The following is a 25,146-nucleotide window of genomic DNA, read 5'->3' as shown; positions in this document are numbered from 1 at the left end:
ACCCCTCTCGCCCTACTCTCGTAGTCCTGACTGGATGCGGATACCGGCATGAGCGACGCACAGAACAAGAAGAAACGGCACGTCTCCCGCCGAGGACGCCTGCGGCGTCTCCTGCCCCGCCTGGCAAGATCGCGCGACGGCGCCGCGGCCATCGAGTTCGCCCTTCTCGCCATTCCCTACTTCGTCATCGTCTTCGCCATCTTCGAAACCTTCATCGCCTTCACCGGCGAGCAGCTCGTCTCGAACGCGGTGGATACGATGGCGCGCAAGCTGCGCACCGGCCAGATCACCGCCGCGAGCAGCACGGAGCCGGAATTCCGGCGGGCGTTCTGCGCGGAGGTATCGATCCTCATTTCCTGTAGCGAATCCGAGATCAACGTCCCGTCCAAACTCTACCTCGACATCCGCAGCTTTCCCGATTTCGCCAGCATACCGAAGAACTTCACCCTGCTGGAGGAAGAGGAGGAGGGAGAGGGCTCCGACCTGGACACCAGCACCTTCCAGTACAATCCGGGCGGGCCGAGCACGATCAACATGCTCCGCGCCTATTACAAGTGGCAGGTGATCACCGATCTCGTCCGCCCCTATATCAGCAATATCAAGCTCGGCACCGACGGGTCGAATTCCTATTTCCTCATCATGGCGACCGCCGCCTACAAGAACGAAGCCTTCCCGCAATAGGACCATGCGCATGACAGGCCGCCGGCCGGACGTTTCGAGATTCAAGCGCCTTTGTTCGAGGCTCCGCAAGGACCGCTCGGGTATGGGCGCGGTCGAATTCGCGATGATCGCGCCGCTTCTGCTGATGCTCTATCTCACCGCCTTCGAGGTGACGGTCGGCCTTTCCGTCACGAAGCGGACGGCGCGGGCGGCCAGCGCCATCGCCGACCTGACCACGCAGGTCAACGCGGTCGACAAGGCGACGCTGGAAACGATGGGGGATGTGGCGAGCGCGATCTTCGCCCCCTATTCGACCGAAAATCTCGCCATCGAGATCACCGCCCTCAAGATCGACAGCACCCGCAAGGCACTCGTGGACTGGTCCTGGGCGCAGGATGGCCACGCCGCCCACACGACGGGCACGGAATACGACCTTCCCTCCGACATCGCCGTGCCGGACTCTTTCCTCGTGCATGTGCGGGTCTCGATACCGCACCAGATCCTGATGTTCATGCCGAGCCTGGTGCCGGCCAGCGTCAAGAACATCACCATCAGCCGCGAATATTTCTTCCGCCAGCGCGTCGACAGTTCGGTGGCGTGCAGCGACTGCCCTACCAGCTGAGTTTCTTGCCAATCCGCCTCCGGCACCCTATCTGACGGTTGACCCGCGCCGCCCGTCCCTGTCCGACGGGCGGCGCGGGGCGTCTCCAGAATAGGTCGATCATGGCACGTGCCTTCATCTACGTTCTCGATTCCTTCGGCATAGGCGGGGCGCCCGACGCAGCCCTCTATGGCGATGCCGGTTCCAACACGCTCGGCCACATCGCCGAATTCTGCGCGGCCGGCGCCGGCGATCGCGCCGGACTGCGGCAGGGGCCGCTCCAGCTTCCCAATCTGAGCGCGCTCGGCCTTCTGCATGCGGCGAAGCTCGCCTGCGGCGACTTTCCCGCCGGCATGCCGGTGCCGGAGCGCATCTTCGGCCTTTCCGGCGCCGCGAGCGAGGTCTCGCGTGGCAAGGACACGCCTTCCGGCCACTGGGAGATCGCCGGCGTGCCGGTGACGTTCGACTGGGGCTATTTCCCGCCGGGCGAAACCGCCTTCCCGCAGGACCTGATCGAGGATATCTGCCGCGACGGCGACGTTCCCGGCATTCTCGGCAATTGCCATGCCTCGGGCACCGACGTGCTCACCCGGTTCGGCGAAGAGCATATCCGCACCGGCATGCCGATCTGCTACACCTCGACGGATTCCGTTTTCCAGATCGCCGCGCACGAGGAGCATTTCGGCCTCGAGCGGCTGATCGCGCTGTGCCAGGTGGTGCGCCGCCTGCTCGATCCGCTGAACATCGGCCGCGTCATCGCCCGACCCTTCGTCGGCGAAACCGCCGCCACATTCACCCGCACCGGCAACCGCCGCGACTTCGCCGTGCCGCCACCGGAGCCGACCCTGCTCGCCCGGGTGACGTTCGCCGGGGGGCAGGTCCACGCCATCGGCAAGGTGGGCGACATCTATGCCCATCAGGGTGTCAGCCGCGTCATCAAGGCCAACGGCAATGCGGCGCTCGTCGAGGCGTCCCTTCAGGTCATGGAGGAGGCCGGCGACGGCGATCTGGTCTTCACCAATCTGGTCGATTTCGACCAGGCCTACGGCCACCGCCGCGACGTGCCCGGCTATGCCGCCGCGCTGGAAGCCTTCGACTACGTCGTTCCGGACATCCACCGCCGCCTGAAAAACGGCGATATCGTCGTTGTCACCGCCGATCACGGCTGCGATCCGACCTGGCGCGGCACCGACCATACCCGCGAGCGCGTGCCGGTGCTGGTTTTCGGCCCCGGCCTGCGCTCACGCTCCATCGGCGTGCGCGACACCTATGCCGATATCGGCGAGACCGTCGCCGCCCATCTCGGCCTCGAACCCGGCCCGCACGGAAAGAGCTTCCTGTGACCGGCACTGTCCCCAAGGCCGAGCTGCCCAAAGCCGAACTGCCCAAAGCCGAACTGCATTGCCACATCGAAGGCGCGGCAACGCCCGCGCTGGCGCTGGAACAGGCCCGCAAATACGGCGTCGACACCTCCCGCTTCATCCGCGGCAACGCCTATATGTGGGAGGACTTCACCAGCTTCATCGCCGCCTACGATCTCGTCGCCGGCCTTTTCCGGACGCCGGAAGACTATGCCCGCCTGGCGGAAACCTACCTGCTGGAGCTTGCCTCCTTCGGCACGATCTACAGCGAGCTTTTCGTCTCGCCCGATCATGGCGAGGCGGTCGGGCTGCCGGCGGACGCCTATCTGGAAGGGCTTGCCGCCGGCATGCTCGCGGCAAGGGAAAAGACCGGCATCGAATCCCGCATGACGATCATCGGCGAGCGGCATCTCGGCCCGGAAAACGTGCTGCGCCGTGCGCGCGAAACGGCGCGGCACCTGCACAGGCACCCGCTCGTCACCGGCTTCAACATGGCCGGAGACGAGCGGATGAACCGCGTCGCCGATTATGTCCCCGCCTTCGACATCGCCCGCGATGCCGACCTGGGGCTGACCATCCATGCCGGCGAACTGACCGGCCCGCAAAGCGTGGCCGACGCGCTCGATCTGGTGCGCCCGTCGCGCATCGGCCACGGCGTGCGGGCGGCAGAGGATGCCGATCTCGTCAGGCGGCTTGCCGATCTCGGCACGGTGCTGGAGGTCTGCCCGGGCTCGAACATCGCACTCCAGGTCTTCCCCGACTATGAAAGCCACCCGCTGACGGATTTCATCGAGGCCGGCGTGCGCGTGACGCTGAACGCCGACGATCCGCCCTTCTTCCACACGACGCTGGCGATGGAATACGAGCGGGCGGAAACAGTCTTCGGCCTCTCCCGCGAACGGCTTCTCGCCACGACGCGCACCGCCATCGAAGCCGCATTCGTCGACGAGGAAACACGGGCACGCCTTCTGGGGACGGTGCGCCGTTGCGCGGACGAACCCCTTGCGGCGCCGCGGCTTCCGTGAAAAACAAAAGATAAAGAACCAGTGGCCGGGGAGCTTCCAATGAATGGCGTGACCGTTATCAAACACCCGCTTGTCCAGCACAAGCTGACCATCATGCGCTGCAAGGAAACCTCGACCGGAAGCTTCCGGCGATTGCTGCGCGAAATTTCGACGCTGCTCTGCTACGAGGTGACGCGCGACCTCGAACTGACGATGAAGACCATCGAAACGCCGCTCGAGACGATTGAATCGCCCGTTCTCGAAGGCAAGAAACTGGTCTTCGCCTCGATCCTGCGCGCCGGCAACGGCCTGCTGGAAGGCATGCTCGACCTCGTTCCCTCGGCCCGCGTCTCGCATGTCGGCGTCTATCGCGACCACGAAACGCTCAAGCCGGTCGAATATTACTTCAAGGCCCCGGAAGACATCGCCGAGCGCCTGGTCATCGTCGTCGACCCGATGCTCGCGACCGGCAATTCCTCGATCGCCGCCGTCGACAAGCTGAAGGAGCGGGGCGCGAAGAACCTGCGCTTCCTCTGCCTGCTGGCCGCGCCGGAAGGCATCGAGAACTTCCGCGCCGCGCACCCGGACGTGCCGGTCTATACCGCCTCCATCGACAGCCATCTCAACGAGAAGGGCTATATCGTGCCCGGTCTCGGCGACGCCGGCGACCGCATGTACGGCACGAAATGATCCCGTGGATCGTCCCGTTCCGGCATTCGTTAAAATTGCCGGGACGGGTTTAACGGCATATCAGCGCCGGCCTGCGACGTTCGCTGCGAATGCAATCGCCCTCGGAACCGTTTCATGTCGATGCGCAGCCTCATCCTCATCGCCGGCGTGATCGCCGCCGCCGCCACGCAGGTGCCGGCCTACCTGGAGCGCTTCGCGCTGCGGCCACAGGCCGAGGCCCGGGCGATGGCCACCGTTCCGCAAAAAGTCGAAACGCAGTCCGCCGCCAGCCGTGGTGCGGCGACGCTCGCCTCCGACAGTCGTGGCCATTACCTCGGTACGTTCCGCATGAACGGCAAATCCGTGGACGCCCTGGTCGACACCGGCGCATCCTTCGTGACGCTGCCCGAAAGCGTCGCCCGGCGGCTGGGCTTCGGCGCCGCGGCGCTCAGGTTCGACTATCCGGTCGCCACCGCCAACGGCAGCATCACGGGCGCGCTGGTGACGCTCGACCGCGTCGAGATCGGCCCGGTGCGCGTCCGCAACGTCGCGGCGCTGGTCCTGAAGGACGACGCGCTGTCGGCGACGCTGATCGGAAACACCTTCCTGAGGCAGCTCTCCGCCTACAAGGTGGAAGGCGGGCAAATGCGACTGGTCGACTGACCGGCTTATCTTATTTTACGCATTTCCTGACGGAAAACCGCTTCACTTTTCTTAAAATTCTTTAAATTCAAACAGATAGAGCGTCATTAGGACTCAGACTCAATCAGCCGAGTACGAAGGTTTCAAATGTACTCAGCCCCTTGGCCATCCTGAAGATAGCCGAACACGCGAAAGCCCTCAGAGATTTCCTCGCCCGGCACATGCACTTTTCTGAGTACTGATCTGACAAGTTCACGCTGGCCAGGCGTTTCGACCTGGATATCGACGTGGACAATGTCATCGTAACCGCCTTCTTTAAAGTGGTAGAACCATTCCCGATCAGGCCCGTGGTCGTAGCCAGCCGTGGAAACTGTACTCCATGCCGGGGGCGGCGTTAGCGCATGCATCTCCAGCCTGAGTTCGTCCCATTTTGTGTTGTTCATCACCGGGTTGAGCATGACGTCACCTCTCAAAGCCAGAATGATATTATGGTAGCCAATGACACCTCCAACAGGAAGTGGTGGCCAATTTGTCGCAACGGTTAACAATGTGTCGAAAATCCTTGAGACGACAAGAGGCGTTTTCGATCACGTGCCGCCCCCGGTATCGCTGCGGGTCATGGCGAACGGCTCTCTTTCGGTTGCGCCGACCAGAAATGACCTTCGTCGAGGGGCCATAATCGACAGGACAATCACACCAACGGCTGTCAATCTTCAAAACGTGGATAATACCTGAAATCACCAGACTGTCGTCCACCATGCATCATCCGGCAGCCAAAACAAAGCCATCTAGCTTCTCCCGATCAGCACCCGGTAGTGAATCAGGAAAGACAAAATTTCTTAAAAGGTTGATTGGGTTTTGACCTACTGCGTCTATTTGGACGCACGGCACTCTAGAACCGCGTGAGGATCACGGGACGCGACGCCGGCGCGTCGGCCGCGATCGTGTAGGCCGACTGGAGGCGAACGAGCGCCCTTTCCGCCGCCGCCTCGTCGGCGGCATGCACGAAGGCGAAGGGCACGCCCTTCTCGACGCGCTCGCCCAACGGCAGAATATCCGAAAAGCCGACCCGGTGGTCGATATCGTCCTGCGGGCGCTTGCGGCCGCCGCCGAGTTCCAGAACGGCGATGCCGACATCCCGGGTTTCGCAGGCGGCGAGGAAACCGCTCGCCACGGCCGGAACGGGCCTGATCACCGGTGCCTGCGCCAGATAGGCCGTCGGCCTTTCGATGAAATCGGCCGGACCGCCGAGCGCATGGACCATGCGGGCGAAGATGTCCGCCGCCGCACCGCTTTCCAGAGCTCGGCGCGCCTGCGCCTCGGCAGCGGCACGATCAGGAGCCTTGCCGGCCTGAACCAGCATTTCGGCGGCCAGCGCGAACGTCACCTCGTCGAGCCGCGTGCCGGCCTTTTCGCCGCGCAGGAAGGCAACGGCATTGGCGACTTCCACGGCATTGCCGGCGGCATCCGCCAGCGGCTCGTTCATGTCGGTGAGTAGCGCCGCCGTCTTCACGCCCGCACCATTCGCCACGTCGACCAGCGAGCGGGCGAGAGCCTCGGCATCCTCCCGGCTCGCCATGAAGGCGCCGTTGCCACACTTGACGTCGAGCACGAGGCTTTCCAGCCCCGCCGCCAACTTCTTCGACAGGATGGACGCGGTGATGAGCGGAACGGATTCGACCGTCGCCGTCACGTCGCGGATAGCATAGAGGCGCTTGTCGGCGGGGGCGAGATCGCCGGTCTGGCCGATGATGGCGCAGCCGACATCCCCGACCACGCGGCGCAGAGCCGCCTCGCCGGGCATGACGTCATATCCCGGAATCGACTGGAGTTTGTCCAGCGTGCCGCCCGTGTGGCCGAGGCCCCGGCCCGAAATCATCGGCACGACAAGGCCGCAGGCGGCGACCACGGGCGCCAGCATCAGCGAGACATTGTCGCCGACGCCGCCGGTCGAATGCTTGTCGACCACCGGCCTGCCCGCATCCAACCACGTCAGGACGTCGCCGGAATCGCGCATGGCAAGCGTCAGCGCGATCACCTCGTCACGGCTCATGCCACGAAAGAACGTCGCCATCGCAAAGGCTGCGATCTGTCCTTCCGACACGGTTTCCCGGGTCAGGCCCTCGATGAAGGCCGCGATTTCGCCCCCCGTCAGTTCCTGCCCGTCGCGCTTGCGGCGAATGATTTCCTGCGGGATCATGCCGACCTCAATAGCCTCTGGCCGCCGGTTGATGACTGCCGGCCAGCACCGCGAGAACGTTGTCGAGCAGGCCGGAGGCGCCGAAGCGGAAGGTGGACGGAATCGCCCAGTCCGGCCCGCGGATCGTATCGGCAAGATCGAGATAGAAAACCGCGTCGTTGACGGTGGCAATGCCCCCCGCCGCCTTGAAGCCGACATTGCGGCCCGAATCGCGGATCGCCAGCAGCATCGTGTCGGCGGCCTCCAGCGTGGCGTTGACGGCGACCTTGCCGGTCGAGGTCTTGACGAAATCGGCGCCGCCGGCAATCGCGATGTCGCAGGCCTGGCGGATGAGCGCCTTTTCCTTCAACTCACCCGATTCGATGATGACCTTGAGCTTGACGGGGGCGGGGCAGGCCTCGCGCACGGCCTTGACCATGACCTCGCCGGCGGCGGCATCGCCGGCCATCAGCGCCCTGTAGGGCAGGACGAGATCGATCTCGTCGGCGCCGTCGGCGATCGCCCGGCGCGTTTCGGCAACGACATCGGCAACGGGTTCATCCCCGGAGGGGAAATTCACGACCGTGGCGATCCGGATCGGGCTGTCCGCGCCCAGTTCCCGGCGCGCGGCGGCGACGAAACGCGGCCAGATGCAGATCGCCGCCACGTCTCCGAACGGGGTGTGGGCGCGCTTCGCCAGCGCCACGACATCGGCCTCGGTGCAATCGTCCCTGAGATTGGTCAGGTCGAGAAGCGTCAGCGCGACGGCGGCAGCCTCCCGCAGGTTGAGCTCGCTCATGCCTCGAATCCTCCAGCGGCAATCATATCCTTCAGGATCGCGGCGAGCCGCTTGCCGCCGGCGGGGGCCCATTCCCGGGTTTCATCGTGGCTTTGCTCGGCCCCGGTCATTCCCGCCCCGAAATTGGTAATAACCGATGCGGCGGCAACGCGCAGCCCGAAAAAACGCGACAGAATGACTTCCGGCACCGTGGACATGCCGACGGCATCCGCGCCGAGCGTGCGCGCCATGCGGATTTCCGCCGGCGTTTCGAAACTCGGGCCGGAAAACCACATGTAAACGCCCTGGTGCAGCGGGATGCCGAGCTTTTCCGCCGACGCCCGCATGCGATAGGCGAGCCTGTCGTCATAAGCCGTCGTCATGCCGACGAAACGACCGTCGCTTTCCTCGCCGATCAGCGGGTTCATGCCGGAATAGTTGATATGATCGGTAATCGCCATCACCGAACCGGGCGGCATGTCCTGCCTGAGCGAGCCGGCGGCATTGGTGAGAATGACCGACTGGACGCCCAGGCCTGCCAGGACCTCGATGGGCCGGCGCATGACGCGCGCATCCCCGCGCTCGTAGAAATGCACGCGGCCCGACAGCATGATGACGGGCTCACGCCCGATACGACCGGCGATCAGCTCGCCCGCATGGCCGGAAACGCGGCTGACCGGAAAGCCTTCCATCTCGCCGTAGGGCACACGCAGCGTCACCTCCACCTCGTCGGCAAGCGATCCGAGGCCGGAGCCGAGCACGACGGCGACGCGCGGCATCAACCCGTCAAGGCGGTCCACGAGAAGGTCGATCACGCGTCTCACCCGAGGATCTCCGCCTCGAAGGAAAAGGGCAGAAGCTCGTCCATCGTCAGGGCCTTCGCCACGCCGGCCTCATCGCACAGATAGATGCGCGTCGAGGCTTGCGCGAATTCGGCGATCTTCTGGCGGCAGCCGCCGCAGGGCGAACAGAGCGCCCGTTTTTCGGCGATCACCGCCATTTCGACGATCTTTTTTCCGCCGCCCATGATCATGCAGCCGATGGCGGTCGGCTCTGCGCACCAGCCCTGCGGAAAGGACAGGTTCTCGATATTGGCCCCGGTGTAGATCCGCCCGTCGTCGGCGCGGATGGCCGCGCCCACCGGAAATTTCGAATAGGGCGCATGGGCGAATTTCATGGCGCCGCGCGCCGCCTCGAACAGGTCGTGGGACATATCAGCGTTCCTTCGTATAGGCGACGCCGCCGGCCTTCGGTGGACGGGCAACGCCGATGAAACCGGCAAGCAGGATGCAGGTCAGCACATAGGGCAGCGCCTGGAAGATCTGCACCGGAACCTCGCCGATGCCCGGCACCGCCTTGCCCTGCATGAAATTGGCGACGGCATCGAGGAAGCCGAACAGCAGGCAGGCGAACAGCACCGGCACCGGCCTCCACTTGGCGAAGATCAGCGCCGCGAGCGCGATATAGCCCTTGCCGGCCGACATGTTGCTGATGAATGCCGCCGACTGGGCAATGGCCAGGTAGGTGCCGGAGAAGCCGCAGAGGAAGCCCGCGACGATGACGGCGCGATAGCGCAGCCAGGAGACCGAAATGCCGGCGGTATCGACCGCGCCCGGATTTTCGCCGACCGCGCGCAGGCGCAGGCCGAAGCGGGTGCGGTAAAGCACCCAGGCGCTGAGCGGCACGGCGAGGAAGGCGAGATAGGTCAGGAGATTGTGGCCGGAGACGACATTGGCATAAAGCGGCCCGAGAACCGGCACGTCACGCACCAGATCGACGCCCGGAAGGGCGATCGGCTGGAAACGCGCCGTCAGCGGCAGGGTCGGCGTACGCCCGCCCTGCCCGAACCAGGCCTGCCCGAGCACGATGGTGAGCCCCGCCGCCACGAAATTCAGCGCCACGCCGGAAACGATCTGGTTGCCGCGGCTGGTGATCGAGGCAAAGCCGTGGACCAGCGACAGCAGGATCGAGACGACGATGCCCGCCCCGAGCCCGGTCAGCGCCGAGCCGGTGACATGCGCGAAGCAGGCCGCGGCGAAGGCCGCCGCCAGCATCTTGCCTTCCAGCCCGATGTCGAACACTCCGGCGCGCTCGGAAAACAGGCCGGCCAGCGCCGTGAAGATCAGCGGGATCGACAGGCGGATGGTGGAGCCGAGAATGCTGACGAAGATATCGAAACCGTCCATGTCTGCCTCCTCACCCCTTCGCCAGCCGGCCATAGGCCTTCGCGATGGCCGGCCGGAACATGTATTCGAGCGCCCCTGCGAACAGGATGACGAGGCCCTGGATGACCACGATCATGTCGCGCGTGATGTTCGGCATCTCGAAGGACACCCAGTTGCCGCCCTGATAGAGCATGCCGAAGAGAATGGCGGCCAGCACGATGCCGACCGGGTGGCTCCGGCCCATCAGCGACACCGCGATGCCGACGAAGCCGGCGCCGCCGACGAATTCCACCTGGAGGCGGGCCGAAGCGCCCATCACCGGGTTCAGGGCCATCATGCCGGCCAGGCCGCCGGAAATCAGCATGGCGACGATGACCGTGCGCACATAGGGAACGCCGGCATAGACCGCGGCCGAGGGGCTGATGCCCAGCGTGCGCATCTCGAAGCCCAGCTTCGTGCGCCAGATCAGCACCCAGACCAGAAATGCCATGACCAGGGCGATCAGGAACGACACGTTGAAGGGCGCCGGACCGAGCCTCATGCCGAAAAGCGCCATCAGCCAGTCGAGCTTGGGCAATTGCCCGCCCTCGAGAAAGGTACGGGTTTCCGGCGCCATCTTGCCGGGCACGATCAGCACGTTGACTAGAAGATAGACCATCAGCGCCGCGCCGATGAAGTTGAACATGATGGTGGTGATGACGATATGGCTACCGCGCGTCGCCTGCATCCACGCCGGGATGAGGGCCCAGCCGGCGCCGAACAGGGCGGCGCCGATGACGGCGAAGGGCATGGTCACGTACCACGGCACGTAATGATCGAGCGCCAGCGCAACGAGCGCCGCGCCGAGCCCGCCGACATAGGCCTGCCCTTCCGAGCCGATGTTGAAGAGACCGGCATGGAAGGCGACGGCGACGGACAGGCCGGTGAAGATGAAGCTCGTGGCATAATAGAGCGTGAAGCCGATGCCCTCGCCGCTGCCGAGCGCCCCTTCGAGCATCAGCGAAACGGCCTCGAACGGATTCTCGCCGATCGACCAGACCACGAGGCCGGAAATGAAGAAGGCCACGCTGAGGTTCAGGAACGGCATCAGGCCGTAATTGATCCAGTTGGGCAGCTTGACGGAAGCGGTACTCATTCGGACCTCATGCGGCGATGCCGGCCATCATCAGGCCGAGCGTCTTTTCATCGGCGTCGGGCACGGTTTCGCCGACGACATGACCGGCGAACATGACCAGGACGCGATCCGCCAGCGCGCGGATTTCATCCAGCTCCACCGAGACCAGCAGCACGGCCTTCCCGGCATCGCGCATGTCGATGATGCGCTTGTGGATGAACTCGATGGCGCCGATATCGACGCCCCGCGTCGGCTGGCCGATGATCAGGATTTTCGGGTCGCGCTCGATTTCGCGGGCGCAGACGATCTTCTGCTGGTTGCCGCCGGAGAAATTGGCGGTCTTCAGCCGACAATCCGGCGGACGGATATCGTATTTCTCGATCTTTTCGCGCGCATCCGCGCGGATGGCCTCCAGATCGAGGAAAGGGCCTCGGCCGAAGGCCGGGTCACGGTGATAGCCGAGCATGGCGTTCTCGTATTCCTCGAAGGGAAGGACGAGCCCCATATGGTGGCGGTCTTCCGGAATATGGGCGAGGCCGATTTCCCTCATATAGGCGGGATCGGCGGCCGCCAGCGGCTTGCCGTCCACGACGATCTCGCCCGAAACGGGCTTGCGGATGCCGGCGATCGCCTCCAGCAGCTCCGACTGGCCGTTGCCCGCCACGCCGGCGATGCCGGCGATCTCTCCGGCACGCACGTCGAAGGACACGTTATCGACCATGACGACGCCACGATTGTCCTTGACCGTGAGGTTGCGAACCGAAAGCAGCACCGCGCCGGGGGCGGCCTCGCCCTTGCGCACGCGCAGGAGCACGCGGCGGCCGACCATGAGTTCGGCCAGTTCCTCGACCGAGGTCTCGGCGGTCTTCACCGTCGCCACCATCTCACCGCGGCGCATGACGGACACGGTATCCGTGACCGCCATGATCTCGCGCAGCTTGTGGGTGATGAAGATCACCGTCTTGCCCTGCTCGCGAAGCTGCACGAGAATCCTGAACAGGTGATCCGCCTCGGCCGGCGTCAGAACCCCGGTCGGCTCGTCGAGGATCAGGATCTCGGCGCCGCGATAAAGCGCCTTCAGGATCTCGACGCGCTGCTGGAGGCCGACCGGAAGCTCATCAATCACCGCGTCGGGATCGACATCCAGCCCGTACTCCTCTTCCAGCCGCTTCAGTTCGCCGCGCACCTTGTCGGTGCCGCTCTTCAGAAACGCGCCGCCTTCGGCGCCGAGCATGATGTTTTCAAGGACGGTGAAATTCTCGACCAGCATGAAGTGCTGGTGGACCATGCCGATTCCCGCCGCGATCGCCGCCTGGCTGTCACGGATGTGAGCCGGCCGGCCATCGACGCGGATCTCGCCGCCATCGGCCTGATAAAAGCCGTAGAGAATCGACATGAGCGTCGACTTTCCGGCACCGTTTTCACCGATGATGCCGTGAATCGAGCCCTTGGCGACCTTCAGGTCGATGTTCCTGTTGGCGTGGACGGAACCGAACCGCTTATCGATCCCGAAAAGTTCAATCGCTGCGACGTCACTCAAACCGCAAACTCCCGAAACGAACGGACGCGGACGGAAAGCATGTTCCGCCCGCGCGCTGCATCAATGCCATTCCGTCAGGGTTTCGGGCAGGAATTATCCGTCATGTAATCATGCACCTGGATGGCGCCCGAGATGATATCCGCCTTGGCCTTTTCGACGGCGGCCGTCATCTCGTCGGTGATCAGCGCCCTGTTGTCGTCATCGACCGAATAGGCGACGCCGTCGTCCTTGACGCCCATCGCCACCGTGCCGCCCGTGAACTTGTCGTCCCGGGCGTCCAGATAGGCGTTGTAGACGGCCAGATCGACGCGTTTGACCATCGAGGTCAGCACCGAGCCCGGATGCAGGTGGTTCTGGTTGGAATCGACGCCGATCGACAGCTTCCCGTTGTCGGCGGCGGTCTGGAGAACGCCGAGACCGGTCGCGCCGGCCGCCGCGTAGATCACGTCCGCGCCCTGGTCGATCTGGCTCTTGGTCAGTTCGCCACCGCGAACCGGGTCGTTCCAGGCAGCGCCCGTCGTGCCCGTCATGTTCTGGAAGACCTGGATATCGGCATTGGCGGCACGCGCGCCCTGCTCGTAGCCACAGGCGAACTTGCGGATCAGCGGAATGTCCATGCCGCCGACGAAACCGACCTTGCCGGTCTTCGATGCCATGCCGGCGAGAACGCCGACGAGATAGGAGCCTTCATGCTCGGCATAGACGACCGAACGCACATTCGGCTGGTCCACGACCGAATCGACGATGACGAACTGGGTGTCGGGGAACTCGGCGGCGACCTTCTCGATGGCCGAGGTCCAGGCGAAGGAGACGGCGACGACCGGATTGAAGCCGCGGCTGGCGAAATTGCGGATGGCCTGCTCGCCCTGCGTGTCGCCGGTCGGCTCGAAATCGCGAAAATCGATGCCGGTTTCGGCCTTGAACTTCTCGGCGCCGGCGAAGGCCGCCTCATTGAAGGACTTGTCGAATTTGCCACCGGTGCCGTAGACCAGTGCGGGCCTGATGTCGGCGGCCAGCGCGGTTGTGGACATCGCGGCAAGCGCCAGCATGGTCAAAAAGCTTTTTTTCATTGTTCAGCCCTGTCATCGCTGTTGAACTTCGGTTCCCCCCGCAGCCGTCTGGACGGCACGGCCGCGGTACCGGCCTTTTTCAGGCACGGCTCCGACCAGTCTTGCACGGGCCGAACAAAAATTCACCCGATTTTTTCAAACGGTAAACTTTTGCCCCAGCGGAAAAAACAGGATTTTTCAGGCAGCCGGCGCCGGGCAGGAAACGCCGGTGCCCCGCAATCCGCAATAGCCGTCCGGCACTTTCGCGAGATATTGCTGATGGTCGGCTTCAGCGAAATAGAAGAGGCCAAGCGGGGCGATCTCGGTCGTGATCTCCGCCCTGTGGCCCGCCTTCTTCAGCGCCTCGGCAAAGGCATCCCGCGCCGCGACGGCCTGGCGCTGCTGTTCCGGCGAGGTCGTGTAGATCGCCGAGCGATAGGTCGTGCCGATATCGTTGCCCTGGCGCATGCCCTGCGTCGGATCGTGCTCCTCGAAAAAGGTCGCCAGCAGGCGCTCGTAGGAGATCACGGCGGGATCGAACACCACGAGCACGACTTCGGCATGGCCGGTCAGGCCGGTCGTCGTCTCGCGATAGGTCGGGTTCGGGGTGAGGCCGCCCGAATAGCCGACGGCCGTCACCCAGACGCCCGGCAGGTTCCAGAACAGGCGCTCGGCGCCCCAGAAGCAGCCCATGCCGAAAACGGCGGTCTCGAAGCCGTCCGGATAGGGGCCTTTGAGCGGATTGCCGTTCACGAAGTGACGCGTCGCCGTGGGGATGGGCTCCGGACGCCCGGGCAGCGCCGCGTCCGGCGTCGGCATCACCACCTTCTTCTCATGAAATCCGAACATGGTCTTACCTCCAGATCGTCAGATATCCGCCGCCCTGAACGGCGCGAACGGTTTCGGGCGGCGATAGCCCGCCATCCAGAAAACCAGCGAAAACACCAGCAGCACCGGCACGGCCGGCTGCGCCAGCAGGGCATCGGGGACATGCGCCCCGGCCACATCGCCTCCCACCGCCACCAGCACGGACCTCAGCGGCAGCAGACTGACGACCGACGTCGCGGCGAACCGGACCGCATCCACCGCCGCCGCCACGACGGCTGCAACCAGCGCAACGAAACTGAGAAAGCGGGCGCAAAACCTGATGAAAGCCGACATCTCCACCTCTTCCAGCCGCAGGCCTGTTAGAAATAGGGCGGAAACCTCCGGGGAACAATGGCGCACCTCTTCCTCTTTTCACAGCCACCGTCAAGAAAACGTCAGATTCCGGTTGATCCTTCGGAAATCATCGGTATATATCGCGCCCGACCGGCTGATTTGCACCTCACGCATCTCACGCCCCGATAAGGACAGGTGGCCGAGTGGTTGAAGGCGCACGCCTGGAACGCGTGTATACGTGAAAGCGTATCGAGGGTTCGAATCCCTCTCTGTCCGCCATAACCCCCCGATTGCCCTCCATGTCGCGATATTGCCGCCGATCACCGCATCCGCCGGGTGAGATAGCAAGCCGCCGAACCTACGCTCGACAGCCCGATATGTCTTGAGTGCTGCAACGGCAACCTCCGACCCAATTGCGGATATAGGGCTGGGATCCATGCATGTCCTCTTTAGCGTCGAAGCGAGATTGCACCTGTTAGCTCAGACCGAATAGAAGCCAATCCATCCGGTTTATCAAAACGAGGCTCAATGAATCCGCTTCCCGAAGACAATTGGAGCCCGTGGTCTCCTTCTGAACTTCAAGTGCGCCTGGAAGGCATGGGTGAAGACTGGTATATTGTCGGAGGCTGGGCTCTGGATCTGTGGCATGGACGCCAGACCCGTGAACACGAGGACTTGGAGTTCTCGGTCCTGTCTATACGAAGCCAACATTATCGCCGGGCACTGTCCGGCCTCGAATTCTTCTCAGTAGCCGATGGAAAACTAAGTCATCTCCCATCGGCTGCGGTGGTTCCGTCCAATGTTTGGCAGCAATGGGGAGCGGATGTGGCTGCCGGATGCTGGCGCGTCGACATGATGGTTGATCGGGGAACGCATGACCACTGGGTCTATAAGCGTGACCCGGCGCTGAGAATGCCGCGAACGACTGCGATTCGTACAACCGAATATGGTATTCCCTATCTGGCCCCCTCAATAGTCCTGCTCTTCAAAGCCAAACATGCTCGCGAAAAAGACCATCATGACTTCCACATCGCCCTCCCTCGGCTTAAACGCCAGGAAAGGGCCGATCTTCGCCGGTGGCTGGAGATGCTGCATCCCGGCCATGCCTGGATAGAATTGCTCGGTTCAGAGTAAATGGCAGATTTTCGCTATAGCTGCCGCAATAGTTCAAAAATCGTATCCTGCCTTCCGTAACGCTTGCTTGCGGCGCGTGGGTCGTCGACGTCCGCTTGGCCGGAATATGAAACGGGAACGTTCATCGGCACGGTTTCGGTGATGGAGGTGGGCCAGCGCCCATTTTCGGAACTTTCCCCCTCGCCGTGCATTATAATAGCGACAACAAAGAAATGAGGTGCAACGTGGCTACGAAATCGACCGAAGCGAACATTGAAGAACAGATCGCGGCCTTGCGTGAGCAGCTTTCCAGCTTGACGGAAACGGTTTCCGCGCAGGCGGGCTCGCTCAAGGAGAAGGCGGAAGACCGTCTGGAAGACGCCAAGGGCGGCATTCGCCGCGCGGCCCTGACGGTTCGCGACAACAGCCATCAGGCGCTGGAGGCCGTCAAGGAGAACCCGGGCACGGCGACTTCGCTCGCCACCGTGGCGGCGCTGGCCGGTTTCGCGCTCGGCTACCTGCTCGGCAATTCGGGCCGGAGCACGCCGTCCTCGAACTGGACGAAACATTGGCGCTAAGCGCTGCTTCCCGAAAGGCGCCGGAGACGGCGCCTTTTTTGTCAGCCTGCCCTATACGCGCACGGGCTGGGGAACGCGATCCTCGCCGCCGAAGAATTTCAGATACCGTTCGACCTCGGCCGGATCACCGGTGGCCTTTTCGGGATTGTCCGACAGTTTGACCGCCGGGCGGCCGTTGGCCTCCGTCACCTTGCAGACGATGGAGATCGGCTTCAGCCCGGCAATCTCGCTCGGCGCGCAGCCGGCGAAATCGTTAGTCAGGTTCGTGCCCCAGCCGAAGCTCATCCGCACGCGCCCCTCGAAATGGCGATAGGTGTCGATGATCGCATCGACGTCGAGACCATCGGAGAAGATCAGCATCTTCTTCTTCGGATCGCGGCCCCGCGATTTCCACCAGTCGATGATCTTCTCGCCGCCTTCGACGGGCGGAGCGCTGTCCGGGCGGAATCCCGTCCAGTCGGCCACCCAGTCCGGCGCATTGCGCAGGAAGGCGGCCGTTCCGAAGGCGTCCGGCAGCACGATCAGCAGATTGCCGCCGTAGAGCGTGTTCCAGTCGCGCAGAACCTTGTAGGGTGCAGCCTTCAGGTCCGCACCGGTTTCCGCAAGGGCGGCAGCCACCATCGGCAGTTCGTGGGCATTGGTGCCGACGGCTTCGAGGTCGGAATCCATAGCGAGCAATACGTTGCTGGTTCCGGTGAAGGCGGGGCCGATCCCTTCCTTCAGGGCCTCGACACACCAGCGCTGCCACAGGAAGGAATGCCGGCGGCGGGTGCCGAAATCGGAAATCTTCAGGCGCGGCAATTCGCGCAGCCGCTCCACCTTTTCCCACATCTTGGCCTTGGCGCGGGCGTAAAGCACGTCCAGCGTGAAGAAGCCGCGATTGCGCATGGCGGCGCGCGAACGCAGCTCGTTGATGATGGCGAGCGCCGGAATCTCCCACATGGTGGTGTCCTTCCAGCGGCCCCGGAAGGTCAGTTCGTACTGGCCGTCGCGCTTCGTCAGCTCGTATTCGGGCAACTGATAGGTGGAAAGCCAGGTCAGGAATTCCGGCTCGAATATCTGCGCCCGCCCGTAAAAGGTATTGCCGGCGAGCCAGATCATCTCCTTCTTGGTCAGCCGGAGGGTGCGGGCGAAATCGAGCTGGGCGCGCAGCTCGCCCTCGTCGATCTCGTCGGCAAGGCGGACCGTCCGCGTGCGGTTGATGACCGAAAAGGTGGCGTCCACATCCGGATAGAGCTTCCAGATCATCTGGAGCATCAGGAGCTTGTAGAAATCCGTGTCGATCAGGCTGCGGATGATCGGGTCGAGCTTGAACGTGTGGTTATACACGCGCGCCGCTATATCGATCTTGTTGGTCATGCGCCCTGAATCCCCTCGTCCTTCGATGTTTCCGGCGGCTTTTCCGCCGCTCATCCCGGGCGAAAGTTATGACCAAATCCGCAGCCCTGTCCACCCTTGAGGACGGCGGTCCATCAATAGCCGGCGGCGCGATCGATCGTGAACTGCAACGTTTCACCGCGCTCGTAGCGGCCGATCTGGTCCTGCATGAGCTGGAAAAGCGCCGCCGGCTCGGAAGGGGCGGCCGCATGCGGCGTGATGACGAGATTGCCGAGGCCCCAGAGCGGGCTCGTTTCCGGCAGCGGCTCCACCTGGAACACATCGACCGAGGCACCGCCCAGCGTGCCGTCGGCCAGCGCCGCATAAAGATCGGCCTCGTTCTGGCTGCCGCCGCGCCCGGCATTGATGAAGACCGGTTTTTTGAGCGCGCCGCCCTGCCGCAGCCGGCTGAAAAGCGCGCGGTCGTAAAGCCCTGTCGTTTCCGGCGTCAGGGGCAGCAGGCCGACGAGAAAATCGGTGCGCGACAGGAAATCGTCCATGCCGGCGGCATCGAAGGTCTCCATGCCCTCGATCTGCTTCTTCGTGCGCGACCAGCCGATGACGTCGAAGCCGAGCGCCTTCAGCTTTGCCGCAGCATCGAGGCCGAGGACGCCGAGCCCCATCAGGCCGACCGTCACCTCCGCCGCCTCCGGCTGGAGGAACTCGCTCCAGATACGCTTCTGCTGCTGCTCCAGATAAGGCAGGACGCGGCGCAGGTGGATCAGGCATTGCAGCACCACCCACTCGCTCATGCGCGTCGTCAGGTTGCGATCGACGAAACGGACGATCGGGATGTCGGGAATGCCCTCGACCGCCATGATGTGATCGACGCCGGCGCCGCCGGAAAACAGAAGCTCGAGATCAGGCGCGCGGCGGAAGAGATCGGCGTCGGGCTTCCAGACCACCGCATAGGCGATACCGGAAAGGTCACGCCCGGCATTGGCCGGATCGGCCAGATCGACGATTTCGCGGTCCGGAAAAAAGCCCTGGATCGTCTCCCGGAGTTCGCCGCGCGCGAATTTCAGGTCGAGAATGATGGCGCTTCTGGCATTCATGAAAACGGTCCTTCCGGTTTTGCTGCGTCTTACTGGCCGACGGCCGGCCGGGCCTCGAGATCGAAGGCGGCCGCCAGCAGCGCCTGCGTATAGGGTTCCTTCGGCGCGGAGAAGATGTCCGCCGCCGGTCCCTGCTCGACCACCTTGCCGGCGCGCATGACGACGATATCGTTGGCGAGCGCCTTCACCACCTTCAGGTCGTGGCTGATGAAGAGATAGGCGAGATCGTGCCGTTTCTGGAGATCGCGCAGCAGATCGACCACCTGCGCCTGCACGCTCATGTCCAGCGCCGAGGTCGGTTCGTCCAGCATGACGAAGCGGGGCTTCAGCACCATCGCGCGGGCAATGGCGATGCGCTGGCGCTGGCCGCCGGAAAACTCGTGCGGATAGCGCCAGCGGGTGGCCGGGTCGAGGCCCACTTCCGTCAGCCCCTCCACCACGCGGGCGTCGCGGGCATCGGCATCGAGCGCGGCCTCGTGAACCTTCAGTCCCTCGGCGATGATGTCGCCCACGGTCATGCGCGGCGATAGCGAGCCGTAGGGGTCCTGGAACACCACCTGCAACCGGTCGCGCAGGGGCCGCATCGCCTTGAAGGAGTAGCCGTCTATGCCCTGGCCGAGAAAGGCGATGCGCCCCTTAGACGAGACGAGACGCGTGAGCGCCAGGCCGAGCGTCGTCTTGCCGGAGCCGCTTTCGCCGACGATGCCGAGCGTCTGGCCAGCCCGCAGCGTCACGTCGATGCCATCCACCGCCTTCACATGGTCCACCACGCGGCGCAGGAAGCCGGCCTTGACGGGAAACCAGACGCGGACGTCGTGGCCCTCGATCACCACCGGCCGGGTGGGGTCGGCGGGCGGCGGCTCGCCGCGCGGCTCGGAGGCGAGCAGGTGCCTTGTGTAAGCGTGCTGCGGCGCCGTGAAGACGTCCTCCACCGCGCCGGTCTCGACGATCCTGCCCCCGGTCATCACGCAGACCCGGTCGGCGAACTTGCGCACGATGCCGAGATCGTGGGTGATGAACAGCATGGACATGCCGTGCGTGACCTTGAGGTCGCGCAGCAGTTCGAGGATCTGCGCCTGCACGGTCACGTCGAGCGCGGTGGTCGGCTCGTCGGCAATGAGCAGCGCCGGGCGGTTGGCCAGCGCCATCGCGATCATCACGCGCTGACGCTGGCCACCCGAAAGCTCGTGCGGATAGGCCTTCAGCCGTTTCTCGGGCTCGCGGATGCCGACCTGGTTGAGCAGTTCCAGCGTACGGGTGCGGGCCTTGTCGCCGGTGATGGCCTGATGCAGTTCGAGGATTTCGCCGATCTGCTTCTCGATCGTGTGGAGCGGATTGAGCGAGGTCATCGGCTCCTGGAAGATCATGGTGATGTCGTTGCCGCGCACCCTTCTCAGCGTGCGCTCGTCGGCCTTCAGCAGATCCGTGCCCTGAAAGAGGATCTCGCCCGTGGGATGGCTGGCCGCCGGATAGGGAAGCAGTTTCAGGATCGAATTGGCGGACACGGACTTGCCGGAGCCGGATTCGCCCACCAGCGCCACCACCTCTCCCGGCATGATGTCGAAGGACACGTCGTCGACCGCAAGCGCGGTCTCCCCCGCCTGGTGGAAGGCGACGGAGAGGTTCCTCACCGAAAGAAGCGGGTTCTTGTGTTGCTCTGTCATTACCGCCTCACCGGAACGTCTTGCGCGGATCGAAGGCATCGCGCACCGCCTCGCCGACGAAGATCAGCAGCGACAGCATGATCGACATGGTGAAGAAGGCCGCCAGCCCCAGCCAGGGCGCCTGAAGGTTCTTCTTGCCCTGCGCGATCATCTCGCCGAGGGACGGCGAGCCGGGCGGCATGCCGAAGCCGAGGAAATCGAGCGAGGTCAGCGTGGTGATCGAGCCGGACAGGATGAACGGCAGGAAGGTCAGCGTCGCCACCATCGCGTTCGGCAAAAGGTGTCGCAGCATGATTGTCGCATTGCCGACGCCGAGCGCGCGGGCCGCCCGCACATATTCGAAATTGCGGGCGCGCAGAAATTCCGCACGCACGATGCCGACGAACCCCACCCAGGAGAACAGCAGCATGATGCCGAGCAATATGAAGAAGCCGGGCGGAAGGATCGCCGCAATGATCAGCAGGATGTAGAGCACCGGCATCGACGACCAGATCTCGATGAAGCGCTGGAGAAGCAGGTCGGTCCAGCCGCCGAAATAGCCCTGCACCGCGCCCGCCGAGACCCCGACCACCGCCGAGCAGATCGTCAGCGCCAGCCCGAACAGGACGGAGATGCGGAAACCGTAGATCATGCGGGCGGTGACGTCGCGGGCCTGGTCGTCGGTGCCGAACCAGTTGAGGTTGCCGAAATTGCAATCCGGATCGGCAGTCCCCCCCGGATAGGCCGAGCAGCGCTCCTCCTCGCTCATCAGCCAGAAAGGCGGGGTCGGAGCGGAATGCGGGATGTTCGAATTGACGGTGTTGTAGGAATAGCGGATCGGCGGCCAGACCGCCCAGCCGTTCGCGTCGATCTCGTCGGCGATGAAGGAGGAGCGGTAGTCGGTTTCGGCCAGGAAGCCGCCGAACTTCTCCTCCGGATAGTTCACCACCACGGGAAACAGGATCTCGCCCTTGTAGGAGACGAGGAGCGGCCTGTCGTTGGCGATGAACTCGGCGAAAAGGCTCAGGACGAACAGTATCATGAAGATCCAGAAGGACCAGTAGCCGCGGCGGTTCGCCTTGAAGTTCTCCAGCCGGCGCCGGTTGACCGGCGAAAGCCAGGGACGGCGCGGCTTCTTCGCGGTTTGCGCCGCCGATGCGGGCGAGGTCGCATCCATGTCAGACCTCCCTCTTGTCGAAATCGATGCGCGGGTCGATCCAGGTGTAGATCAGGTCGGACACCAGACCGACGACGAGGCCGAGCAGCGAGAAGATGTAGAGCGTGCCGAAGACGATCGGGTAGTCGCGGTTGACGATGGCGAGATAGCCGAGCCGCCCGAGCCCGTCGAGCGAGAAGATGTTCTCGATGAGCAGCGATCCGGTGAAGAAAGCCGAGATGAAGGCCCCCGGAAAACCGGCGATGACGATCAGCATGGCATTGCGGAAGACGTGGCCGTAGAGAACCTTGCGCTCGCTCAGCCCCTTGGCGCGGGCCGTGACGACATATTGCTTGCGGATCTCGTCGAGGAACGAGTTCTTGGTCAGGAGCGTCGTCGTGGCGAAGGCCGAGAGCGCCAGCGAGATCAGCGGCAGCGTCAGGTGCCAGAAATAGTCGATGATCTTCTCCCACCACGACAGCTGGCTGAAATTGTCGGAGACGAGGCCGCGCAGCGGGAACCAGTCGAAGAACGAGCCGCCGGCGAAAAGCACGATCAGCAGGATGCCGAACAGGAAGCTGGGCACTGCATAGCCGACGATGATGACGCCCGAGGTCCACACGTCGAAGGCCGAACCGTCCTTAACCGCCTTGCGGATGCCGAGCGGAACCGAGATCGTGTAGGAAATGATCAGGATCCAGACGCCGAGCGAGATCGAGACCGGCAGCTTGTCGATGATGAGGTCGATCACCGGCGTGTTGCGGAAGAAGCTCTCGCCGAAATCGAAGCGGATGTAGTTCCACATCATGTCGAGAAAGCGGGTCAGCGGCGGCTTGTCGAAGCCGAACTGCCTTTCGAGCTTCTCGATCAGTTCCGGGTCGAGGCCCTGCGCGCCGCGATATCTCGAACTGTCCTGGGAGGAGAAGTCCTGCCCGCCCAGCATGTCGCCGCCGCCACCGCTCAGGCGGTCGGAAACGCCGTCGGCCTGCCCCGTGAGCTGGGCGATGACCTGTTCGACGGGACCGCCCGGCGCGAACTGCACGACGAGAAACGAAATGCCCATGATGCCGATCATCGTCGGGATCATCAGGAGAAGGCGTCTGAGAATATAGGCGCCCATACGATCAGGCCCTTCCGGTCGTTTCCAAGCAGGCACCGCCCTGCGGCGGGCGGCGTGATTCGTTCCGTTTCATTTGGTAACGGCTCCAGCCGCCAACGCAACCCCGGCTCAGTTCGCCGCGGCCTTCGACCACCACACATCCGGAAACCCGGTGCCGTAATAGGGCAGTTCCGCCGGATGGGAGAGCGCGTTCGAATAGGCGATGCGCGCCGTATTGCCGTAGAAGAGCGGCATCACGTAATGGTGGGCGAGCAGAACGCGGTCGAGCGCATGGACCGCGGGCACCAGTTCGGCGCGGGTCTGCGCGAACGTCACCATGCGGATCAGCTCGTCGATGGCCGGATCGGAGATGCCGGCATAGTTCTTCGATCCCTGCCGGTCGACCGAGACCGACCCCCAGTAGTCCGACTGCTCGTTGCCGGGATGCAGCGTCTGCGCCCAGACCGTCCAGGTCACGTCGTAGTCGAAGGCGCGCACCCGGTTGGTGTATTGCGCCGGATCGACCGTGCGCACGCGCGCCTCCACGCCGATCTTGCGCAGGTTCTGGGCATAGGGCACGGCCCAGCGCTCCAGCGTCGGGCTCGACAGCAGGATCTCGAAGACGAAGGGCTCGCCGGTCGCCGCGTTGACGAGGCGGTTTCCGCGCAATTCGTAGCCGGCTTCCCGGAAGAGCGTCAGCGCCGTGCGCAGGTTCTCGCGCGATTTCTGCGGATCGCCACCGACCGGATTGGCGTAGGGCGTGGTGAAGACCCGTTCCGGCACCTTGTCCTTCAGCCCTTCGAGGATTTCCTTCTCCCGGCCTTCCGGCAGGCCGGAGGAGGCCAGTTCCGTGCCCCAGAAGAAACTGTCCACCCGCTTGTAGGCGGAAAAGGCGATGGTGCGGTTCAGTTCCTCGAAATCGAAGCCGTAGTTCAAAGCCTCGCGGACCCGCTCGTCCTTGAACTTCCCACGGCGCATGTTGGGAACCAGCGCCTGCATCACCCCGGTCGCGCGGAAGGGGTTCTCGATCTCCTCGCGCAGCACGCGGCCGTCCTTCATCGCGGGAAAATCGTAGCCCGTGGCCCAGCGGGCGGCCATGTTCTCGTACCAGTAGTCGATATTGCCGGCACGGAAGGCTTCGAACTCGACGTCGCGGTCTCCGAAATAGGTATAGGTGACGACGCCGAAATTGTTCTGGCCGACATTGACCGGAAGGTCCTTGCCCCAATAGTCGTCGCGCAGCTCGTAGCGGATGGTCGAGCCGGCGGAAAAGGAAGCGATCCGGTAGGGGCCGGAGCCCATCACCGGCTCCAGCGTCGTGCGGGAAATGTCGCGCGGCCTGCCGTCCGGCCCCGTGCCCTCCCACCAGTGCTTCGGCACGATGGGGAACTGGCCGAGGATCTGCGGCAATTCGCGATTGTTCTTCTCGTCGAAGCGGAACGTCACCTCGCGCTCGCCGGTCTCGACCGCTTCGGTGACGTGGCGGTAATAGTTGCCGTAAAGCGGATTGTGTTCCTTCAGCGTCTCGAAGGAAAAGATCACGTCGGCGGGCGTCACGGGCTCACCGTCGGCCCATTTCGCTTCCGGGCGCAGGCGGAAGGTCACTTCGGACACGTCATCGGGATAGGAGAGCGATTCCGCCAGCAGCCCGTAGGCGGTCGAAACCTCGTCGCCGGAGGCTTTCAGCAGCGTGTCGAACACCATGCCGACGCCGACTGCGACCTCGCCCCTGGCGAGGGTGGCGTTGAAACTGTCGAACGTGCCGTCCGAGGACAGCCTGAGCGTGCCGCCCTTCGGCGCATCCGGATTGACATAGTCGAAGCGGGCGAAGCCTTCCGGATACTTCATCTCGTCGCCGAGCGTCACGCCGTGACGCCACACCCTGTCGTCCGCCCGGCCCGCAGGCGCCAGCGCGATCAAACTCGCCGCCAGAACCGCAAGCCCCGTCACCATCATCCGCATTGCAGCCATGCCAACCCTTTCGTTTTTGCATCGCAACCCAAGCATAGGCCAAAGTAAGGCGAAAAACAGGGGCCGTCGATCACAATAAGCCGAGCGGCGCAAAGGCCACGCTTTCACCCCAATCGCAAATCAGTTTACAAGAAACGTATTCCCAGGGGCACGCGGGAACGAGGCGGATCCTGCCCGGCAGGCGGCGGCTCCGCACCGACCGCGTGGAAACGAAAGACGAGCGGCAGCGGC

25 protein-coding genes, 1 tRNA gene and 2 pseudogenes are annotated in these 25,146 nt (G+C 63.9%); 9 read left to right on the top strand and 19 right to left on the bottom strand.

The genetic code is table 11. From position 1 onward, the window contains the following. The first annotated feature begins 48 nt into the window (after positions 1-48). The 6 genes from NOF55_RS01010 to NOF55_RS00985 all read left to right on the top strand — a co-directional run bounded on the left by NOF55_RS01010 (position 49) and on the right by NOF55_RS00985 (position 4,958). Positions 49-681 (top strand): TadE/TadG family type IV pilus assembly protein, encoded by a 633-nt coding sequence (locus tag NOF55_RS01010; RefSeq protein WP_306409455.1) that lies wholly within the window; start codon positions 49-51, stop codon positions 679-681. A gap of 82 nt (positions 682-763) precedes the next feature. After that, positions 764-1,282: a TadE/TadG family type IV pilus assembly protein gene (locus NOF55_RS01005; RefSeq protein ID WP_306409454.1), complete on the top strand. Its 519-nt coding sequence runs from the start codon at positions 764-766 to the stop codon at positions 1,280-1,282. A gap of 101 nt (positions 1,283-1,383) precedes the next feature. Continuing rightward, on the top strand, positions 1,384-2,604 hold the full coding sequence (locus NOF55_RS01000) for a phosphopentomutase (RefSeq protein WP_306409453.1): 1,221 nt from the start codon (positions 1,384-1,386) through the stop codon (positions 2,602-2,604). Positions 2,605-2,627: 23 nt separating this feature from the next. Further along, on the top strand, positions 2,628-3,647 hold the full coding sequence (locus NOF55_RS00995) for an adenosine deaminase (RefSeq protein WP_306410162.1): 1,020 nt from the start codon (positions 2,628-2,630) through the stop codon (positions 3,645-3,647). A gap of 39 nt (positions 3,648-3,686) precedes the next feature. After that, positions 3,687-4,316 carry a uracil phosphoribosyltransferase gene (gene upp, locus NOF55_RS00990; RefSeq protein ID WP_306409452.1) on the top strand — a complete coding sequence of 210 codons (630 nt, stop codon included), beginning with the start codon at positions 3,687-3,689 and terminating at the stop codon, positions 4,314-4,316. Positions 4,317-4,430: 114 nt separating this feature from the next. Beyond that, complete coding sequence (locus NOF55_RS00985; protein WP_306409451.1) at positions 4,431-4,958, top strand: TIGR02281 family clan AA aspartic protease; 528 nt, start codon at positions 4,431-4,433, stop codon at positions 4,956-4,958. A 122-nt stretch (positions 4,959-5,080) separates the two neighbouring features. On the opposite strand, the gene NOF55_RS00980 is transcribed toward NOF55_RS00985, so the two are convergent. From NOF55_RS00980 to NOF55_RS00925, 13 genes and pseudogenes are all read right to left on the bottom strand, one after another. After that, positions 5,081-5,395, bottom strand: a complete 315-nt coding sequence (locus tag NOF55_RS00980) for a DUF6678 family protein (RefSeq protein WP_306409450.1) — start codon at positions 5,393-5,395, stop codon at positions 5,081-5,083. Positions 5,396-5,406: 11 nt separating this feature from the next. Then, positions 5,407-5,597: pseudogene (locus tag NOF55_RS23435) on the bottom strand (IS5/IS1182 family transposase); the annotation flags it as partial. Further along, a pseudogene (locus NOF55_RS00975) lies at positions 5,574-5,690 on the bottom strand (IS5/IS1182 family transposase); the annotation flags it as partial. The pseudogenes NOF55_RS00975 and NOF55_RS23435, both read right to left, overlap by 24 nt. Before the next feature lie 139 nt (positions 5,691-5,829). Further along, positions 5,830-7,137 (bottom strand): thymidine phosphorylase, encoded by a 1,308-nt coding sequence (gene deoA / locus NOF55_RS00970; RefSeq protein ID WP_306409449.1) that lies wholly within the window; start codon positions 7,135-7,137, stop codon positions 5,830-5,832. Positions 7,138-7,144: 7 nt separating this feature from the next. Next, positions 7,145-7,915, bottom strand: a complete 771-nt coding sequence (gene deoC / locus NOF55_RS00965; RefSeq protein ID WP_306409448.1) for a deoxyribose-phosphate aldolase — start codon at positions 7,913-7,915, stop codon at positions 7,145-7,147. After that, positions 7,912-8,673 carry a purine-nucleoside phosphorylase gene (locus NOF55_RS00960; protein ID WP_306410161.1) on the bottom strand — a complete coding sequence of 254 codons (762 nt, stop codon included), beginning with the start codon at positions 8,671-8,673 and terminating at the stop codon, positions 7,912-7,914. Before NOF55_RS00960 ends, deoC begins: the two co-directional genes overlap by 4 nt. 41 nt (positions 8,674-8,714) lie before the next feature. After that, positions 8,715-9,107: a cytidine deaminase gene (locus NOF55_RS00955; RefSeq protein ID WP_306409447.1), complete on the bottom strand. Its 393-nt coding sequence runs from the start codon at positions 9,105-9,107 to the stop codon at positions 8,715-8,717. 1 nt (position 9,108) lies between these two features. Continuing rightward, positions 9,109-10,080, bottom strand: coding sequence for an ABC transporter permease (locus NOF55_RS00950; RefSeq protein ID WP_306409446.1), 972 nt, complete (start codon positions 10,078-10,080; stop codon positions 9,109-9,111). Between the two features lie 10 nt (positions 10,081-10,090). Further along, the gene (locus NOF55_RS00945; protein WP_306409445.1) at positions 10,091-11,194 is read right to left on the bottom strand and encodes an ABC transporter permease; all 1,104 of its coding nucleotides are present in this window, start codon (positions 11,192-11,194) and stop codon (positions 10,091-10,093) included. Positions 11,195-11,201: 7 nt separating this feature from the next. Then, positions 11,202-12,713, bottom strand: coding sequence for an ABC transporter ATP-binding protein (locus NOF55_RS00940; RefSeq protein ID WP_306409444.1), 1,512 nt, complete (start codon positions 12,711-12,713; stop codon positions 11,202-11,204). A 74-nt stretch (positions 12,714-12,787) separates the two neighbouring features. Further along, on the bottom strand, positions 12,788-13,783 hold the full coding sequence (locus NOF55_RS00935) for a BMP family lipoprotein (RefSeq protein ID WP_306409443.1): 996 nt from the start codon (positions 13,781-13,783) through the stop codon (positions 12,788-12,790). A 177-nt stretch (positions 13,784-13,960) separates the two neighbouring features. Next, complete coding sequence (gene msrA / locus NOF55_RS00930) at positions 13,961-14,611, bottom strand: peptide-methionine (S)-S-oxide reductase MsrA (protein WP_306409442.1); 651 nt, start codon at positions 14,609-14,611, stop codon at positions 13,961-13,963. Positions 14,612-14,629: 18 nt separating this feature from the next. Further along, a complete protein-coding gene (locus NOF55_RS00925; protein WP_306409441.1) occupies positions 14,630-14,923 on the bottom strand; it encodes a hypothetical protein in 294 nt (97 codons plus the stop codon). A 189-nt stretch (positions 14,924-15,112) separates the two neighbouring features. Between NOF55_RS00925 and NOF55_RS00920 the strand changes: the two genes are divergently transcribed. The 3 genes from NOF55_RS00920 (at position 15,113) to NOF55_RS00910 (ending at position 16,614) form a co-directional block, all read left to right on the top strand. Further along, a tRNA-Ser gene (locus NOF55_RS00920) sits at positions 15,113-15,202 on the top strand. Positions 15,203-15,451: 249 nt separating this feature from the next. After that, entirely contained in the window at positions 15,452-16,057 is a 606-nt protein-coding gene (locus tag NOF55_RS00915; protein WP_306409440.1) for a nucleotidyltransferase domain-containing protein, read from the top strand. A gap of 224 nt (positions 16,058-16,281) precedes the next feature. Then, a complete protein-coding gene (locus NOF55_RS00910) occupies positions 16,282-16,614 on the top strand; it encodes an ElaB/YgaM/YqjD family protein (protein WP_306409439.1) in 333 nt (110 codons plus the stop codon). A 51-nt stretch (positions 16,615-16,665) separates the two neighbouring features. On the opposite strand, the gene pncB is transcribed toward NOF55_RS00910, so the two are convergent. From pncB to NOF55_RS00880, 6 genes are all read right to left on the bottom strand, one after another. After that, positions 16,666-17,973, bottom strand: coding sequence for a nicotinate phosphoribosyltransferase (gene pncB, locus NOF55_RS00905; protein ID WP_306409438.1), 1,308 nt, complete (start codon positions 17,971-17,973; stop codon positions 16,666-16,668). A gap of 113 nt (positions 17,974-18,086) precedes the next feature. Beyond that, complete coding sequence (locus tag NOF55_RS00900) at positions 18,087-19,046, bottom strand: 2-hydroxyacid dehydrogenase (protein ID WP_306409437.1); 960 nt, start codon at positions 19,044-19,046, stop codon at positions 18,087-18,089. Positions 19,047-19,075: 29 nt separating this feature from the next. Continuing rightward, complete coding sequence (locus NOF55_RS00895; protein WP_306409436.1) at positions 19,076-20,710, bottom strand: ABC transporter ATP-binding protein; 1,635 nt, start codon at positions 20,708-20,710, stop codon at positions 19,076-19,078. 7 nt (positions 20,711-20,717) lie between these two features. After that, on the bottom strand, positions 20,718-21,866 hold the full coding sequence (locus NOF55_RS00890) for an ABC transporter permease (protein WP_306409435.1): 1,149 nt from the start codon (positions 21,864-21,866) through the stop codon (positions 20,718-20,720). Between the two features lies 1 nt (position 21,867). Then, positions 21,868-22,965, bottom strand: a complete 1,098-nt coding sequence (locus NOF55_RS00885) for a microcin C ABC transporter permease YejB (RefSeq protein ID WP_306409434.1) — start codon at positions 22,963-22,965, stop codon at positions 21,868-21,870. A 108-nt stretch (positions 22,966-23,073) separates the two neighbouring features. After that, a complete protein-coding gene (locus NOF55_RS00880) occupies positions 23,074-24,915 on the bottom strand; it encodes an extracellular solute-binding protein (RefSeq protein WP_306409433.1) in 1,842 nt (613 codons plus the stop codon). Positions 24,916-25,146 lie beyond the last annotated feature (231 nt).

This window comes from Ectorhizobium quercum, from assembly GCF_026552795.1.
GTDB classification, from domain to species: Bacteria; Pseudomonadota; Alphaproteobacteria; order Rhizobiales; family Rhizobiaceae; genus Ectorhizobium; species Ectorhizobium quercum.
The sequence above is the reverse complement of the archived record's forward strand: the minus strand, read 5'-3'. Positions and strand labels throughout refer to the sequence as shown.